Consider the following 16,910-nt stretch of genomic DNA (forward strand, 5'->3'; position numbering starts at 1 on the left):
TGGTTCGTTGCGTTGCGCGGCGGGTGGGATTTCGCGGCCCTCCGCGGTATAAGAACGCTGCCGCATCAAGGCGGCACGGAGCGGTCGCGCTGTCTGCGGCCGGCCCCGGCAGTGCGCCGGTGTTCATCCGCCGCCGATCGTTCACTGCCGCTGGAGCCGATGTCGATGCAAATCCCATGTCCTCGACGCCTGCGCCGCGGCTGGACGCTCGCCTGGCTGCTGCTGTTGCTGGCCGGTTGCTGCACCGGTGCGCTGGCGTCGGTGCCGGAGCTGCCGCGGTTCCGCGTGCTGGGCGCCGAGCACGGGCTGCCGTCCAGCGAGATCTCGCGGCTGGCGCTGGACCGCGACGGCTACCTGTGGATCGCCAGCGGCGACGGCCTGGCCCGCTACGACGGGCGCGAGTTCCGCATCTGGCGCCACGACCCGGACGATCCGCAGTCCCTGCGCTGCAACTACGTGCAGGAACTGCACATCGATGCGCGCAACCGGGTCTGGGTCGCCTGCGAAGGCGGCGGCCTGAGCATGCTCGATGCCGCGCGCCGCGGGTTCCGCCACTTCAACATGGCCACGCAACCGGCGATGCGCAGCGACGAGGTGTTCGCGATCGCCAGCCGCGGCGACGAGGTGGTGTTCGGCACCTATGCCGGCGGCCTGTACCGGGTTCCCGCGGACGGACGCGTGCAGCGCATCCAGGCCGGCGACGGCGAGGTCGACGCGATGCTCGACGGCGCGATCGTCGGCCTGGGCTTCGACGCGGCCGGGGTGCTGTGGATCGGCACCTTCAAGGGCATGGTGCGCTACGACGGCACGCGCGCCAGCGCCTACCGCCTGCCCGGTCCCACGGATGCGCCGCAGAAGGTCGCGGCGGTGATCGCCCTGTCCGACGGCCTGTGGGTCAGCACCAACGGCGAGCTGTACCGGCTCGGCCACGATGGCCGCTGGCAGCGCGCCGACTGGACCGGCGCGTTGCAGCGCGGGGTGCTGTGCATGGCCGAGGACGGCAACGGCGGCTACTGGCTCGGCAACGGCCAGGGGCTGTGGCACAAGCCGGTCGACGGCGCGTTGCGCCGCATCGCCGAGGGCGAGGCGGCGGTGGCCGGCGCCAACGTGGTGGTCAGCATGCTGCGCGACAAGGAGGGCGGACTCTGGGTGTCGTTGCCGACCCGCGGCCTGGGCTATCTGCGCCCGGGCTGGCGGCGGCTGGCGGTGCTGGGGCCGGCGCACGGCCTGGCGCCGGACCTGTATGCCAGCCTGGCGCCGGCCCGCGACGGCGGGGTGTGGCTGGCCGGGACCGGCGGCAATGTGTACCGGCTGCAACCGTCCAGCGGCGAGCTGAGCAAGCCGCGCTGGACGCCCAGCCTGCCCGGTGTGCGCGTGCTGTCGGTGCTGGAAGATACGGCCGGCGACCTGTGGCTGGGCAGCAGCGCCCAGCTGCTGCGCGGTCCTGCCCACGGCGGCGCGCTGAAGGGGTGGGGGCGTGCGTCGGCGGCCGACGCGACCCCCGACATCGGCGTCAACAGCTGGTTGCGCCAGCGCGCCGACGGCACCTTGTGGGTGGCCGCGCCCGGGTTCGGCGTGCAGGTGCGCGCGCTCGCCGACGGCCACGTGCTGGACAACATCCACGGCCCGCAACGCGGCCTGGCCGCCGCCGCCGATATCGCCGCGTTCGACCTGGCGCCGGACGGCACGCCGTGGCTGGCCGCCGAGCGCCTGCACTATTGGGACACCGCCGCCGGCCAGTTCCGCGCCCCGCCGGAATTCGCCGGCGAGCGGGTGCAGTCGTTCGCCTTCGCCGATGCGCAGACCCTGTGGCTGCATCGCCTGTCCGGGCTCGAGCTGTGGCGCCGCGAGGGCGGGCACTGGCAGCAGGCGCATCGCTATGCGGCGGCCGAGGGCGTGCCGGCCACCGAGTCGCAGGGCCTGGTCGTCGATCAGCAGGGACGCGCCTGGCTGGGCACGCGCCGCGGCCTGTTCCGGATCGATCCGCGGCATACGCCCGCGGTGCGCGCGTTCGGCACCCGCAACGGATTGAGCAGCCAGGAAGTGGTCAAGCGCGGGCTGTTGATGGCGGCCGACGGGGTGCTGGTGGCGGCCGCCGCCGATGGCAGCGTGGCGCTGCTGGATACGCGGCTGCCGGACCCGCCGCCGGTGCCGCTGACGCTGAGCGTGGAGAGCGTGCAGGTGCGCCGCGGCGAGCGGCTGCTGGCGCTGCCGGTGAGCGGCCGCTTCGCCCTGCAGCCGGACGATCGCGATCTGCGCGTGGTGGCGCGGCTGCTGTCGTTCGTCGATCCGGAGGGCATCGTCTACCGCTTCCGCCTGGCCGGCTACGACCGCGACTGGGTCGCGGTCGGCGCCACCGGCGAGCGCACGCTGCCGCAGTTGCCGGCCGGCGCGCACGTGCTCGAGGTGCAGGCGCGCACCCGCAACGGCGCCTGGTCGCCGACGCTGCGGCTGCCGTTCCGGGTGTACCCGCCGTGGTGGCGCAGCGTCTGGGGCATCGCCGGGCTGCTCGCCGCCGCCGCGCTGCTGGTGCTGGCCTCGCTGCGCGCCTACCGCCGCCGCCTGCGCCGCCAGCATGCCTGGCAGCTGGCGCTGCACAAGCAGGAAGTGGCCGAGCAGGCGTCGCTGGCCAAGACCCGTTTCCTGGCCACGCTCGGACACGAGGTGCGCACACCGATGACCGGCGTGCTCGGCATGAGCGAACTGCTGCTGGCCACGCCGCTGGATCCCAGGCAGCGCGGCTATACCGAATCGATCCGCCGCGCCGGTACGCACCTGCTGCACCTGGTCAACGATGCGCTGGACCTGGCGCGGATCGAGGCCGGGCGGCTGCAGCTCGACCTGCAACCGTTCGCGTTGCAGGCGCTGATCGCCGACGTGGTGAACCTGATGGCGCCGCTGGCGCAGGCGCGCGGCTTGCGCTTCGAATGCCACGACACCTTGCCGGGCGCGGTGACCGTCAACGGCGATGCGGTGCGGGTGCGGCAGATCCTGCTCAATCTGATCGGCAATGCGATCAAGTTCACCGCCAGCGGCTCGGTGACCTTGCACGTGTCGCCGCTGCACAGCGGGCACGGGCTGTGCGTGGAGGTCGCCGACACCGGCCCGGGCATCAGCGCCGAGCAGCAGGCGCGGCTGTTCCAGCGTTTCGAGCAGGGCGAAGGCCCGCGCACCGCCGCCCGCTACGGCGGCAGCGGGCTGGGCCTGGCGATCAGCCAGGAACTGGCGATGGCGATGGGCGGGCGCATCCAGGTCGACAGCCGGCTCGGGCACGGCGCGCGCTTCCGGGTGACGCTGCCGCTGCGCTGGCAGGCGCGGCCTGCCGAAACGGCGACGGTGGTGCCGCTGCCGGCGCGGGCACAGGCGCCGCTGCGGATCCTGCTGGTCGAGGACGAACCGACCGTGGCCCAGGTGATGGCCGAACTGCTGCGCAGCCGCGGCCATCATGTGGCCTGCGCCGCGCATGGCCTGGAAGCGTTGACCGAAGTGACCCAGGGCACGTTCGACCTGGGCCTGCTGGACCTGGACCTGCCGGCGCTCGACGGCCTGGCGCTGGCGCGGCAACTGCGCGCGCTCGGCTACGACTTCCCGCTGATCGCGGTGACCGCGCGTTCCGACGGCGAGGCCGAGGCCGCAGCCAAGGCGGCCGGTTTCGCCTCTTTCGTGCGTAAGCCAGTCACCGGCGACATGTTGGCCGAGGCGATCGGGGGAGTGATGGAGGTTGAAGCCGGGACTCGGGACGCGGGACCCGGGACCCGGAAAGCGTAAGGTCTCGCTCGATTGCGCAGCGGGGTCGCAAGCCGGGGCCTGTGACGCTTCGAGTCCCGGGTCCCGGGTCCCGGGTCGCGCGCCCAGCATCCGTCTGTTGCCAGCGGCGGCGCTTATCGCCGACGATGGCAGCGGGCATCGGGGGACACGGCGCCCATGCACAAGGGGACGAGGATGCGGTCGAGACGGATCTTGGGATGGCTACTGCTGCTGTGGTCGACGGCGGTCGCCGCGGCGGTGCCGCCGACGCCGCAGCCGCGCCAGCTGACCGTGGCCGACGGTTTGCCGTCCAACAGCATCAACGGCTTCGCCGAAGACCAGCTCGGCTATTTGTGGCTGGCCAGCAGTGACGGCCTGGCGCGGTTCGACGGGCGCGGCTACCGCATCTGGCGGGTCGAGGACGGGTTGCGCGACAACAAGATCTGGACCGTGCACGTCGATGCGCAGAACCGGGTCTGGTTCGGCACCCAGAACGCCGGCATGGGCATGCTCTCGGCGGATCGGCGCACGTTCCGCTACTACGACCGCAGCAACTATCCGCAGATCGGCGGCGGCACGGTCTGGGCGATCGCCTCCACGCCCGACGGCAGCATCTGGTTCGGCACCGCCAACGGCGGCCTGGACCGGCTGCGGCCGGACGGCACGCTGAATCGCTACATGCCGATGCCGGGCGACGAGCGCAGCCTGCCGTCGCCGGCGGTGATCTCCCTGGCGACCACGCCCGACGGCACGCTGTGGGTGGGGACGCGCGGCGGCGTGGCGCGCTGGACCGGGCACGACTTCGAACGGCTGCCGGCCTCGGCGCTGCCGCGGCCCGAGGTGCTGGGCCTGACCCCCGAGCGCGACGGCACGCTGTGGGTGGCCAGCCAGGGCGGTGCGCGCCTGCTGCGCGCCGACGGCAGCGTGGTGGCGCCGTACTGGAGCAACATGCCGAGCGAGAGCGTGCTGGGGATGCTGGTCCACGACCGCCACGGCAATCGCTGGTTCGACACCCTGGACGGCCTGGGCCGCGAGAGCGAAGCCGGGCAGATCCACAACGTGCCGCTGTACAGCAACTCCGCGCACGGCTTGGTCAAGCCCAATTGGTCGCTGGCGTTCGAAGACCGCGAGGGCGATCTGTGGTTCGCCAGCTTCAACGCCGGCTTGTGGTATCTGCCGGCCAATTGGCGGCAGTTCTCGGTGCTGTCGTACCGGGTGGACGATCCGGACTCGATGGGCAATCCCTACGTCATCGCGACCGCCGCCTCGCGCGATGGCGGGGTGTGGCTGGCAGGGACGCGCGGCGTGCTGGACAAGCTGGATCCGGCCACCGGTACGGTGCGCCACCACATCATGGCGCTGTTCGGGCGCGATTGGTCGCGCACGCTGGTCGAGGACGGCCAGGGTCGGGTATGGGCGTCGGCGTTGGCCGGAGTGCTGCGCTACGACCCGGTCAGCGGCGAGGTGCGGCGCTGGGGCAAGCAGGACGGCGCCGATGCGCCGATGCCCGGTGACGTCGATCGGGCGATGCTCAGCGGCGACGGCCGCCTGTGGCTGTTCGGCGAGGTCGGCGGTGCGCAGGTCCGCGATCTGGACGGACACGTGCTGCGCAACATCGCCCCAGGCGCCGACGGGTTGCCGGCGGAGCTGACCGTGGACGATGCCCGGCCCGGCCCGCTGGGCCAGCCCTGGGTGCTCGGCCAGCACGGCGTGCTGGCCTGGGATGCGACCAGCGAGCGCTTCGCGCCGGTGCCGGGTGCGCCAACGCGGCCGCTGAGCGCCTTCACCATCACCGACGGCAACGTGGTGTGGCTGGCCAGCCTCGGCCGCCTGGAACGCTATCTGTGGGACGGCGAGCGGCTGAGCCTGCTCGACCGCATCGACGCCGAGCAGGAGTTCCCGTCGCTGGCGCCGAACGGCATCGTGGTCGATGCCAGCGGCGTGGCCTGGCTGAGCAGCGTGCGCGGCCTGATCCGGGTCGACCCGGCGAGCAAGGCGATCCGCTCCTACAGCGTGCACGACGGCCTGCCCAACCAGGAATTCCGCGCCCAGACCCTGATCCAGGCGCGCAGCGGGCAGATCCTCGGCGGCACCCCGGACGGGGTGGTGCTGTTCGAGCCGGCGCAGGTGGTGCCGTCGCGGCGGCAGCCGCCGCTGGTGATCGAACGCATCGGCGTGCGCCGCGGCGAGCGCGCGCTGGATCTGCTGCATGCCGGCAGCATCGCGCTGCAGGAAGGCGACCGCGACCTGCATGTGGTGGCGCGCCTGCTGTCGTTCTCCGATACCGACGCCAACACCTACCGGTTCCGGCTCAGCGGCTACGACCCGGACTGGGTCGACGTCGGCGCCAGCGGCGAGCGCCTGTTCTCGCGCCTGCCGTCGGGCCACTACACCCTGGAAATGCAGGCGCGCACCGCCGACAAGGTGTGGTCGAAGGTCACCACGCTGCGCTTCCGCGTGCTGCCGCCGTGGTGGCGCAGCCCCTGGGGCATGGCCGGGCTGGCCTTGCTGGCGCTGCTGGCGCTGTGGCTGGCGTCCTACCTGTACCGGCGGCGCCTGCGCCGGCGCAACGCCTGGCAACTGGCCCTGCACAAGCAGGAGCTGGCCGAGCAGGCCTCGCTGGCCAAGACCCGTTTCCTAGCCACGCTCGGGCACGAGGTGCGCACGCCGATGACCGGCGTGCTCGGCATGAGCGAACTGTTGCTGGCCACGCCGCTGGATCCCAAACAGCGCGGCTATACCGACTCGATCCGCCGTGCCGGCGCGCACCTGTTGCGCCTGGTCAACGATGCGCTGGACCTGGCGCGGATCGAGGCCGGCCGCCTGGAGCTGGACCAGCAGCCGTTCGACCTGATCCAGCTGATCGCCGAACTGGAGGCGATGATGGCGCCGATGGCGTACAGCCGCGGCCTGGCCTTCGCCCTGGACAACGCGATGCCCGCGGCGGTGACCGCCAGCGGCGATGCGACCCGGGTGCGGCAGATCCTCCTGAACCTGCTCAACAACGCGATCAAGTTCACCGACCACGGCGGCGTGACCCTGCGCGTGGCGCCGCTGCACGAGCGTCACGGCGTGCGTTTCGAGGTCGCCGACACCGGTCCTGGCATCAACGCCGAGCAGCAGGCGCGGCTGTTCCAGCGCTTCGAACAGGCCGACGGCCCGCGCACCGCCGCCCGCTACGGCGGCAGCGGCCTGGGCCTGGCGATCTGCCAGGAACTGGCGGTGGCGATGGGCGGCCGCGTGGAGCTGCACAGCAAGCTCGGCGTCGGCACCCGTTTCATCGTCGACCTGCCGTTGCCGTGGACCCCGGACGCGCTGCATCCCGCGACGCGCGGCGAGCGCGAGGCCCTGGCGGCGACGCAGCCGCTGCGCATCCTGCTGGTCGAGGACGACCCTACCGTCGCCGAAGTCGTCAGCGGCCTGCTCAGCGCGCGCGGGCACCACATCACCCATGCCGCGCATGCCCTGGCAGCGCTGACCGAAGCGGCCGGCAACCGCTTCGACGTGGCCTTGCTGGACCTGGACCTGCCCGGCCTGGACGGCCTAGCGCTGGCGCGGCAACTGCGCGTGTTCGGTTACGAGATGCCGCTGATCGCGGTCACCGCCCGCGCCGACGCCGACGCCGAACCGCAGGCCCGCGCGGCCGGCTTCGACGGCTTCCTGCGCAAGCCGGTGACGGGAGACATGCTGGCCGAGGCGATCGAGGCAGTGCTTGGAGGCCGGGAATAGGGAATGGAGAAACGGGAATAGGGAAACGCAGGACGCCGCGAGCGTGTGGTGTCAGAGGCGAGGGAGGCAGCTTTTGCTTTTCGATTCCCCATTCCCCATTCCCCATTCCCGGTTACTCAGCCACTTCCTCCACCTTGTCCGGATGCGGCCGCGTATCGGGCAGCTGCCAGAAGATCAGGGTCGAGGTCAGGGTGATCGCGCCGACGCAGACGAAGGTCGCGTGCAGTGCGGCGGTGGCGCCGTGGCTGTCGCCGAGGTGGTCGTTGAAGGCGGCCAGCAGGCTGCCGGCGGCGGCGGCGCCGAAGCCGGTGGCCAGCATCATCACCATCGACAGCAGGCTGTTGCCGGCGCTGGCCTGGTCGCGGTCCAGGTCGCGCAGCGTGACCGTGTTCATGACCGTGAACTGCAACGAATTGACCGCGCCGAACAGCGCCAGCTGCAGCAGCCGCCAGCCCAGCGGCTGGCCGGCGTCGAACAGCATGAAGCTGGCCATCGCGACGCCGACCAGCACCGTGTTGCTCATCAGCACCCGGCGATAGCCGTAGTTCTCCACCAGTTTCACCGCCGCGCGCTTGGCGGCCATGCCGGCCAGCGCCACCGGGATCATCATCAGGCCCGCGCGCATCGGACTCATGCCCAGGCCGACCTGCAGCAGCAGCGGGATCAGGAACGGCATGCTGCCGCTGCCCACGCGCGCGAACAGATTGCCGAGGATGCCGATGCGGAAGCTGACCACCTTGAACAGGTGCAGCGGGAACAGCGCCGCCGGCGCGTTGGCCGCGTGCAGCCAGTAGCCGATCAGCGCGGCCAGGCCGGCGATGGCCAGCAACATCACGAACGCATGGCGCAGGCCCAGTTCGGAAATCCCGTCCAGCGCCAGCGACAGCGCGATCATGCCGAAGGCCAGCATCGCGTAGCCGATCAGGTCGAAGCGGGTGCGCTGCTCGCCGTGGAAATCGGGCATCACCTTCAGCGCCGCGGCGAAGCCGATCGCGCCGATCGGCAGGTTGATCAGGAACACCCAATGCCACGACGCCACCTGCACCAGCCAGCCGCCGAGGGTCGGCCCGACCAGCGGCCCGATCAGCGCCGGGATCGCGATGAAGCTCATCGCGCTCAGGAACTGCTCGCGCGACACCGAGCGCATCACCGCCAGGCGCCCGACCGGCAGCAGCATCGCCCCGCCGATGCCTTGCAGCACGCGCGCGGCGACCAGGTAGGGCAGGCGCGGCGCCGCCGCGCACAGCAGCGAGCCGAGGGTGAACAGCACGATCGCGGCCAGGAAGGTGCGGCGCGTGCCGTAGCGGTCGGCGATCCAGCCCGAGGCGGGGATGAACATCGCCACCGCCAGCGCATAGCTGAACACCACCGACTGCATCTGCAGCGGGCTCTCGCCCAGGCTGCGCGCCATCGCCGGCAGCGCGGTGTTGACGATGGTCGCGTCCAGCATCTGCATGAAGATGGCCAGCGACACCAGCCACAGCAGCGGCCGGAAACTGCGGTAGTTCGGAACGGAGATCGGATCGGGGGAGGGCGCGGACATCGGCACGCACGGCAACGCGAGGGATGCATAGGATCGCGCAGATCGCGTCGCGGCGTCGTGCAGCAGCGGGCGGTTGTGGCGCGTGGCGAGCACGGCGGCCTTGCTGCGACGGCGGAGCGGGGCGCGTCGTGCGGCGTGTTGTCTTCGGTTCTGTGCAGGGCTTCGGTGCCGAAGCTGTCCGCAGCTGTCGGGTCCGCCACTTCGTTCGTCGCGGCTGAAGCCGCTCCTACAGGGATTTGCGGCGAGTTGGCTGGTGCACTGTAGGAGGGGCTTCAGCTCCGACCGGTGTCCGCAGCTGTCGGGTCCGCCACTTCGTTCGTCGCGGCTGAAGCCGCTCCTACAGGGATTTGCGGCGAGTTGGCTAGCGCACTGTAGGCGGCTTCAGTCCCGACCTTTGTCCGCAGCTGTCGGGTCCGCCACTTCGCTTGTCGCGGCTGAAGCCGCTCCTACAGGGATTTGCGGCGAGTTGGCTGGTGCACTGTAGGAGGGGCTTCAGTCCCGACCGGTGTCCGCAGCTGTCGGGTCCGCTACTTCGTTCGTCGCGGCTGAAGCCGCTCCTACAGGGATTTGTGGCGAGTTGGCTGGTGCACTGTAGGAGGGGCTTCAGCCCCGACCGGTGTCCGCAGCTGTCGGGTCCACCACTTCGTTCGTCGCGGCTGAAGCCGCTCCTACAGGGGAGATGCGGCGCGTCGGCTGGGTGCACTGTGGGAGGGACTTCAGTCCCGACTGCAGGATCGCCGAAGCGCGTGTTGCGTCACTCTGCGCATCCGCTGGGCGCAAGGGACCCCGCGGATGCGACAGTTCGGTGCGGCGCTATGCCACTCCGCGGCGGCTGTGCCGCTGCACCGCGGCGACCAGCGCGCCGACGTGCTCGGGCTGCATGTCCGGCGACAGCCCGTGGCCGAGGTTGAACACATGGCCTTCCGCCGAGCCGTTGCCGTCGGCATAGCTGCGCAGCACGCGCTGCACCTCGCGTTCGATCGCCGCCGGCGAGCCGTACAGCGTCGCCGGATCCAGGTTGCCCTGCAACGCGACGCGGCCGCCGGTGCGGCGCGCGGCATCGGCCAGGTCGATGGTCCAGTCCACGCCCAACCCTTCGGCGCCGGAAGCGGCCAGCTCTTCCAGATACGGCGCGTTGCCCTTGCCGAACAGGATCAGCGGGGTGCGCTCGGCGCCGTCGCCGCGCGGCAGTTCGCGGGCGATGCGCTGCAGGTAGGGCAGCGAGAACTCGCGGTACATCGCCGGGCTGAGCACGCCGCCCCAGGTGTCGAATACCTGCAGCGCCTGCGCGCCGGCCGCGCGCTGCGCCGCCAGGTAGGCGATCACCGCGTCGGTATTGACCGACAGCAACTGGTGCAGCGCCGCCGGTTCGTTCAAGGCCAGCGCCTTGATCCGCGCGTAGTTGTCGCTGCCGCCGCCCTCGACCATGTAGCAGGCCAGCGTCCAAGGACTGCCGGAGAAGCCGATCAGCGGCACGCTGCCGTCCAGCTCGCGGCGGATCACCCGCACCGCGTCCATCACGTAGCGCAGTTCGGTCTCCATGTCCGGCACGCCGAGCCGGGCGATCGCCGCCGCGTCGCGCACCGGGTGCTTGAACTTCGGACCTTCGCCCTCGACGAAATACAGCTCCAGGCCCATCGCATCGGGGATGGTGAGGATGTCGGAGAACAGGATCGCCGCGTCCAGCGGGAACCGCGCCAGCGGCTGCAGGGTCACTTCGCAGGCCAGTTCCGGGGTCTTGGCCATCGCCAGGAAGCTGCCGGCGCGGGCACGGGTGGCGCGGTACTCGGGCAGGTAGCGCCCGGCCTGGCGCATCAGCCACACGGGGGTCTGGTCCACGGGCTCGCGGCGCAGGGCGCGCAGCAGACGGTCGTTCTTGAGCATGGGGTTTTTTCCTTAGCGCGGGGCGTCGGCGCCGCGAGTGAACATGACCTGGAAGCCGCGCTTGATTTGCGCATCGCGGGCTTTCTCGAAGGCGGCGTGGGCCTCGTCCTGCAGCAGGTATTGCTCGCGCTTGAGCTGCGCGCGGCCGCCGATCTGGCCGCTCTCGCGCAACAGCTCCCAGCTGCCGAACAGGTCCGGTTGCAGGGTCAGCTGGATGTAGCGGGGCGGCTCGTTGCCGCCGGGGCGTTGCTGTAGGAAGACGCGCATGGGCCGATTGTACCCATCGCGGGTCGCCGCGGCGTCGGCGCCGGCCGCGCGTTATGGGACGGGTGGGGAAGCCGGCAGGGCGTCCGGGCCGCGGTCGGCGGGCGGCCGCGGCGGCAGGCGGCCGGCGCGATATACGCATTTGCCGGCGCGCTGAATCATGGACGACGCGCGACGTCCGGGGCGCGCGCGTCTTGGCGCGGGCCTGCGCCCCGGGCGGCGTGCAGGGCACGCGCGCATGCTGGTTCCGGCTGGGGGCACTGTGGGAGGTCCGACGTGGTGAGACCCACCACGTCGCTCGTCGCGACTGACGTCGCTCCCACAGGGACTTGCGGCGCGCCGGCCGCCGAGGGCGGATGGATGCCGCGGCGCGACGGGGTGCGCTACGCCGCGGCGCGCACGGCGGCGTCCAGCACCGCCAGCACCGCCGCCTCGTCCACGTCAGGCACCACCTCGGCCCGGCCGATGCCGCGCCACAGCACCAGCCGCAGGCGCCCGGCGATGTTCTTCTTGTCCAGCCGCATCCGCGCCAGCAGCGCCTGCGGCGCCAGTCCGGCCGGCAGCGCGGTGGGCAGGCCGTAGTCGGCCAGCAGCGCGCGCAGCCGTTCGGTGTCCTGCGCCGTGGCCATGCCCAGCTGCGCCGACAGTTCGGCCGCCAGCACCATGCCCACCGCCACCGCTTCGCCGTGGTTGAGGTTGGCGTTGCCGGGCGCGCCGTAGCCCTGTTCGGTCTCGATCGCATGGCCGAAGGTGTGGCCGAGGTTGAGCAGGGCGCGCTCGCCCTTCTCCAGCGGGTCGCGGGCCACGATCTCGGCCTTGTGCTCGCAACTGCGCGCGATCGCCTGCGCCAGCGCGGCCGGCTCGGCGCCCAGCAGCGCGTGGCGTTCGGCATGCAGCCATTCGAAGAACAGCGGGTCGCGGATCGCGCCGTACTTGATCACCTCGGCCAGGCCGGCGCGCAGTTCGCGCGGCGGCAGGCTGCGCAGGGTGGCGGTGTCGGCCAGCACCGCGCGCGGCGGATGGAACGCGCCGACCAGGTTCTTGCCCTGGGCGATGTCCACCGCGGTCTTGCCGCCGACCGACGAATCGACCATCGCCAGCAGCGTGGTCGGCAGCTGCACGCAGTCGACCCCGCGCATCCAGCACGCGGCGGCGAAGCCGGCCAGATCGCCGACCACGCCGCCGCCCAGCGCCAGCACGCAGGCGTCGCGGGTGGCGCCGAGCTCGGCCAGCGCGGCGATCGCCGCGCCGAAATTGTCCAGGGTCTTGGAGGCCTCGCCGGCGGGGATCGTGAAGGCGCCGATCTGCAACTGCGGGCGCGCGGCCAGCAAGGCCTGGCGGACCTGCGCCGCGTACAGCGGGGCGACGTTGCTGTCGCTGAGCAGCAGCACATGGCGGCCGCGCACGTGCTCGGCCAGAAGCGCGCCGTCGTCGAGCAGGCCGGGGCCGATGCGGATGGTGTAGGCCGGGTCGCCTTCGACCGCGACGCTGCGTTGGGAGACAGTCATGCAATGGGGTCCGGAAGTTTCCACGACGCGGCCAGGCGCACGACCAGCTGCGCGGTGGCTTCGGCGGGATTGAGGTGGTCGGTGTCCAGGATCAGGTCGGCGACTTCGCGGTACAGCGGCTCGCGCACCGCGTGCAGGTCGTGCAGCACCCGTTCGCGGTCGCCGCGCTGCAGCAGCGGGCGGCTGCGATCGCGTTGCAGGCGCTGCAGCTGCGAGGCCACGCTGACCCGCAGGTAGACCACGAAGCCGTGCTCGCGCATCTCGCGGCGGCTGTCGGCGTCGAGCACGGCGCCGCCGCCGGTGGAGATGAGGTGGCCGGGGGTGCTGAGCACGCTTTCCAACACGGTGCGCTCGTGCTCGCGGAAACCGGCTTCGCCGGCATGCTCGAACAGCGAGGCGATGCTCGCGCCGGTGCGTTCGACGATGGCCTGGTCGCTATCGACGAAGGCAAGGCTGAAGCGCTCGGCCAGGCGGCGGCCGATGACGCTCTTGCCGGCTCCCATCGGGCCGACCAGCACGAGATTGGGGGCGGGATTCATCCGCCGATGCTAGCAGACGCGCCGCGTGCGCAGGCCGGTCGCGCTGCTCGCATGCATTGCGCCGAGCGCGTGCCGGTGCGCTTGCGGCACGAGCGCGTCGTGGCGCTGGCCGGCGCCTCTGCGCGTTGCGCGGCGTTGGCGGCCAGTCAGCTGGGATGGCCAGCGCGGCGGTCGCGGCGCCCGTGGCCGCGTGGCCCTGCGCACGGCATGTGTGGCGCGGTGCTGCGGGCCGCAGCGAAGGCTGGCGAGCGCGCAGCCGATCGTGGCACGCGGTCCGGGCCGGTAGGACCGGCGCCATGGCAGCCGCGCTGCCGCGTGCGTCGCGCCGTGCATGGCGCGACAATGGGGCATCGTCCGCCGAGTGCCTTGCCGCCATGCCCGATCTCTACGCCGAAGCCCTGTCCACGTTCGCCGACCTGTTCGCGGAGGCGCGGACCAGCGACGAGGCCGAATACAACGCCATGGTCGTCGCCTCGGCCACGCTGGAGGCGCGTCCGTCCTCGCGGGTGGTGCTGCTGAAGTCCTACGACGCGCGCGGTTTCGTGTTCTACACCCATCTGGACAGCCAGAAGGGCCGCGAGCTGCAGGCCAATCCGCAGGCCTCGCTGCTGTTCCTGTGGCGGCGCATGCGCGAGGACGGGGTGCAGGTGCGCATCGATGGCGAGGTGCAACTGGTCGCCGCGGCCGAGGCCGATGCGTATTTCGCCTCGCGTCCGCGCATGAGCCAGATCGGCGCGTGGGCGTCGGCGCAGTCGCGCACCTTGCAGTCGCGCGAGGAGTTCGAGCAGCGCGTGGCCAAGGCCGAGGCCAGCTTCGAAGGCCGCGAGGTGCCGCGCCCGGACGGGTGGGGCGGGTTCCGCGTGGTGCCGCGCAGCTTCGAGTTCTGGTACGGCGGCAAGTACCGCCTGCACGAGCGCTGGCACTACGCCGCCGACGCCGCCGGCCACTGGTCCAAGCGGATGCTGTTCCCGTGACCGAGCGGTTCTCGATCCGCGCCGCCGCTGCCGCCGACCTGCGCGCCTGGGCGGCGCTGCGGATGGCGCTGTGGCCGGACGAGCGCGATGCCTTCGGCGGCGTGGCCGAAGCGCTGCAGCGCGAGGACGCGGCCAATTTCCTGGCCTTCGCCGGCGATGGCCAGGCGATCGGCTTCGCCGACGTCACCCTGCGCCAGGACTACGTCAACGGCACCGACAGTTCGCCGGTGGGGTTTCTGGAAGGCTGGTACGTGGCGCCGGCGTGGCGCGGCCACGGCATCGGCCGCGCGCTGCTGCGCGAGGTGCGCGAGTGGACCCGCGCGCAGGGCTGCAGCGAGCTGGCCTCCGATGCGCTGATCGACGACGCCGCGGCGCAGGCCGCGCACCGTGCCTGCGGGTTCGAGGAAACCGAGCGCGTGGTGTATTTCCGCATGCCGGTCGAGGATTGACGTGGGTCCGCAGCGCATCGTCTGCCTGACCGAGGAACCCACCGAGACGCTGTACGCGCTCGGCGAGCAGGCGCGCATCGTCGGCATCAGCGGTTTCACCGTGCGTCCGCCGCAGGCGCGCCGCGACAAGCCCAAGGTCAGCGCCTTCACCAGCGCCAAGATCGGCGAGATCCTCAAGCTGCAGCCGGATCTGGCGATCGGCTTTTCCGACATCCAGGCCGAGATCGCCGCCGAGCTGGTGCGCAACGGGGTGGAGGTGTGGATCGCCAACCACCGCAGCGTCGACGGCATCCTCGACTACATCCGCCGGCTCGGCGCGCTGGTCGGCGTCGGCGCGCGTGCCGACGCCTACGCCGACGAGCTGCAGCGCGGGCTGGACACGGTCGCGGCACAGGCGGCGGCGCTGCCGCGGCGGCCGAAAGTGTATTTCGAGGAATGGGACGAGCCGATCATCACCGGCATCCGCTGGGTCGCCGAACTGGTGCGCATCGCCGGCGGCGACGACGTGTTTCCGGAGCTGTCGGTGGAACCGCTGGCCAAGGCGAGGATCCTGGCCAACGGCGACGAAGTGGTGCGGCGCGCGCCGGATATCATCCTCGGCTCGTGGTGCGGCAAGCGCTTCCGCCCCGAGCGCGTGGCCGCGCGGCCGGGCTGGGCGGCGATCCCGGCGGTGCGCGACGGCCAGCTGTTCGAGATCAAGTCGCCGCTGATCCTGCAGCCGGGACCGGCGGCCTTGACCGACGGCGTGCGCGCGATCGCGGCGATCGTGCAGGCCTGGGCGCAGCGCCAGTAGCCGCGCCCACGCGGGCTCAGCGCGCCGGCGCCGCCTGGGTGCGGCCGGCGATGCCCACGCCGAGCAGCGCCAGCAGCGCGGCCACCGCGAAGGTGGACAGGTACGCGGCGGCCACCGACCGGGTCAGCAGCGCCGCGAACAGCGAGCCGCCCACCGCCAGCGTGGTCGCCACCGCGATCGCCTCGCTCAACTGCAGCGCCGAACTGTTCGCGCCCTGCTGCGCCGGCGGCGACAGGGTCAGGGTCAGCACCGACAGGGTCGGATAGATCAGGCCCATGCCCAGGCCGGTGGCGGCCCAGCCGCCGATCGCGACCGCCGCGGGCAGCGCCGGCCATAGCGCCAGCGCGGTGATCGCCACGCCCAGCGTCATCAGTGCGCAGCCCACGCGCAGCCGGCGCAGGCGGGTGCCGTCGCGGCCATAGTGGCCCTGGTACCAGGAGCCGGCGAACCAGCCCAGCGCGCCCACGCTCAAGGCCACCCCGGCCCAGGTCGGCGACAGGCCGCGTTCGCGCGACAGCAACAGCGGCAGGAACGCCTCGCAGCCGAAGAACGCCGATCCGGCGATGCCGCGCAGCGCGATCACGCTGGGCAGCCCGCGTGCCGCGCGCAGGGTGCCGCGCGGCAGCAGCCGCCACGCGCAGGCCAGCAGCAGCGCCAGCGCCGGCAGCACCGTGGCCGCCGCCCAGGCGCCGCGCTGCTGGCCGCCCAGGTACAGCAGGCAGATCCCGGCCGCAGCGCCGATCGACCACAGCAACGGCGCCGCACTGGAACGCGCCGCTGCCGCCACGCGCGGCAGGCTACGCAATGCCGGCTGCAGCAGCGCCGCCGAGGGCAATGCCAGCAGCGGCACCGCCAGGAACACCCAGCGCCAGCCGACGTGTTCGACGATCAGCCCGCTGATGCTCGGCCCGATCAGCGACGGCACCACCCAGCCGGCGGAGAACGCGGCGAAGATGCGCGGCCGCAGCGCCTGCGGATACAGCCGCGCGACCAGGACATACAGCGCCACCGAGATCGCGCCGGCGCCCACGCCCTGCACCAGCCGCCCGGCCAGCAGCATCGGCATCGACAGCGCGAAGCCGGCCAGCAGCAGGCCGCACACGAAGCACAGCAGGCCGGCCCACAGCGGCGCCGCCGGACCGCGCAGATCGCTCCAGCGCCCGGCCACGGTCATGCCGATCGCGCTGGTGGCCAGGGTGCCGCCGAACGCCAGCGCATACAGCCGCAGGCCGTCCAGCTCGCGCGCCACGGTCGGCATCGCGGTGGCCACCGCCAGCGCTTCGAAGGCGATCAGCGAGACCAGCGCGACCATGCCCAGCGTGGTCGCGCGATAGCGCGGTGCCAGCACCGAATCGGCGGCGGACGCTGCGGGTGCGGTGGCGTCCGGCAGCGCCGGTGCGGCGCCTTGGGATTCGTTGCTGGAAGACGTGGCGTGGTTCATCGAAAAGCCTTGTGCGGGGCAAACGGGCCGGCAGCGGCC

General features: G+C 72.2%; 11 protein-coding genes. 5 read left to right on the plus strand and 6 right to left on the minus strand.

Translation table 11 applies throughout. The annotated features are described in order from the left end of the window. Positions 1-165: 165 nt before the first annotated feature. Positions 166-3,768 carry an ATP-binding protein gene (locus AB8810_RS07295; protein WP_369915981.1) on the plus strand — a complete coding sequence of 1,201 codons (3,603 nt, stop codon included), beginning with the start codon at positions 166-168 and terminating at the stop codon, positions 3,766-3,768. 192 nt (positions 3,769-3,960) lie between these two features. Next, a complete protein-coding gene (locus tag AB8810_RS07300) occupies positions 3,961-7,476 on the plus strand; it encodes an ATP-binding protein (protein WP_369915983.1) in 3,516 nt (1,171 codons plus the stop codon). A gap of 112 nt (positions 7,477-7,588) precedes the next feature. On the opposite strand, the gene mdtD is transcribed toward AB8810_RS07300, so the two are convergent. The 5 genes from mdtD to AB8810_RS07325 all read right to left on the minus strand — a co-directional run bounded on the left by mdtD (position 7,589) and on the right by AB8810_RS07325 (position 13,214). After that, a complete protein-coding gene (mdtD, locus tag AB8810_RS07305; RefSeq protein WP_206229141.1) occupies positions 7,589-9,019 on the minus strand; it encodes a multidrug transporter subunit MdtD in 1,431 nt (476 codons plus the stop codon). Between the two features lie 813 nt (positions 9,020-9,832). Further along, positions 9,833-10,903, minus strand: coding sequence for a uroporphyrinogen decarboxylase (gene hemE / locus AB8810_RS07310; protein ID WP_369915985.1), 1,071 nt, complete (start codon positions 10,901-10,903; stop codon positions 9,833-9,835). A 12-nt stretch (positions 10,904-10,915) separates the two neighbouring features. Next, complete coding sequence (locus tag AB8810_RS07315; RefSeq protein WP_179566308.1) at positions 10,916-11,170, minus strand: WGR domain-containing protein; 255 nt, start codon at positions 11,168-11,170, stop codon at positions 10,916-10,918. Positions 11,171-11,550: 380 nt separating this feature from the next. Then, a complete protein-coding gene (aroB, locus tag AB8810_RS07320; protein ID WP_206229143.1) occupies positions 11,551-12,675 on the minus strand; it encodes a 3-dehydroquinate synthase in 1,125 nt (374 codons plus the stop codon). Further along, positions 12,672-13,214, minus strand: coding sequence for a shikimate kinase (locus AB8810_RS07325; RefSeq protein ID WP_206229144.1), 543 nt, complete (start codon positions 13,212-13,214; stop codon positions 12,672-12,674). The genes aroB and AB8810_RS07325 overlap by 4 nt, the downstream gene beginning before the upstream one ends. A 374-nt stretch (positions 13,215-13,588) precedes the next feature. Here AB8810_RS07325 and pdxH point away from each other — a divergent pair, with 374 nt between their 5' ends. The 3 genes from pdxH to AB8810_RS07340 are packed head-to-tail and all read left to right on the plus strand — an operon-like array spanning position 13,589 to position 15,430. Further along, positions 13,589-14,188, plus strand: coding sequence for a pyridoxamine 5'-phosphate oxidase (gene pdxH, locus AB8810_RS07330; RefSeq protein ID WP_179566305.1), 600 nt, complete (start codon positions 13,589-13,591; stop codon positions 14,186-14,188). Further along, on the plus strand, positions 14,185-14,637 hold the full coding sequence (gene aac(6') / locus AB8810_RS07335; protein WP_179566304.1) for an aminoglycoside 6'-N-acetyltransferase: 453 nt from the start codon (positions 14,185-14,187) through the stop codon (positions 14,635-14,637). Before pdxH ends, aac(6') begins: the two co-directional genes overlap by 4 nt. 1 nt (position 14,638) lies before the next feature. Continuing rightward, on the plus strand, positions 14,639-15,430 hold the full coding sequence (locus tag AB8810_RS07340; RefSeq protein ID WP_369915988.1) for a cobalamin-binding protein: 792 nt from the start codon (positions 14,639-14,641) through the stop codon (positions 15,428-15,430). A gap of 16 nt (positions 15,431-15,446) precedes the next feature. Here the strand turns inward: AB8810_RS07340 and AB8810_RS07345 are convergent, their stop codons facing one another. Next, entirely contained in the window at positions 15,447-16,871 is a 1,425-nt protein-coding gene (locus AB8810_RS07345; RefSeq protein WP_369915990.1) for an MFS transporter, read from the minus strand. Between the last annotated feature and the right edge of the window lie 39 nt (positions 16,872-16,910).

Source organism: Xanthomonas sp. NCPPB 3005 (genome assembly GCF_041228095.2).
Taxonomy (GTDB): domain Bacteria; phylum Pseudomonadota; class Gammaproteobacteria; order Xanthomonadales; family Xanthomonadaceae; genus Xanthomonas_A; species Xanthomonas_A bonasiae.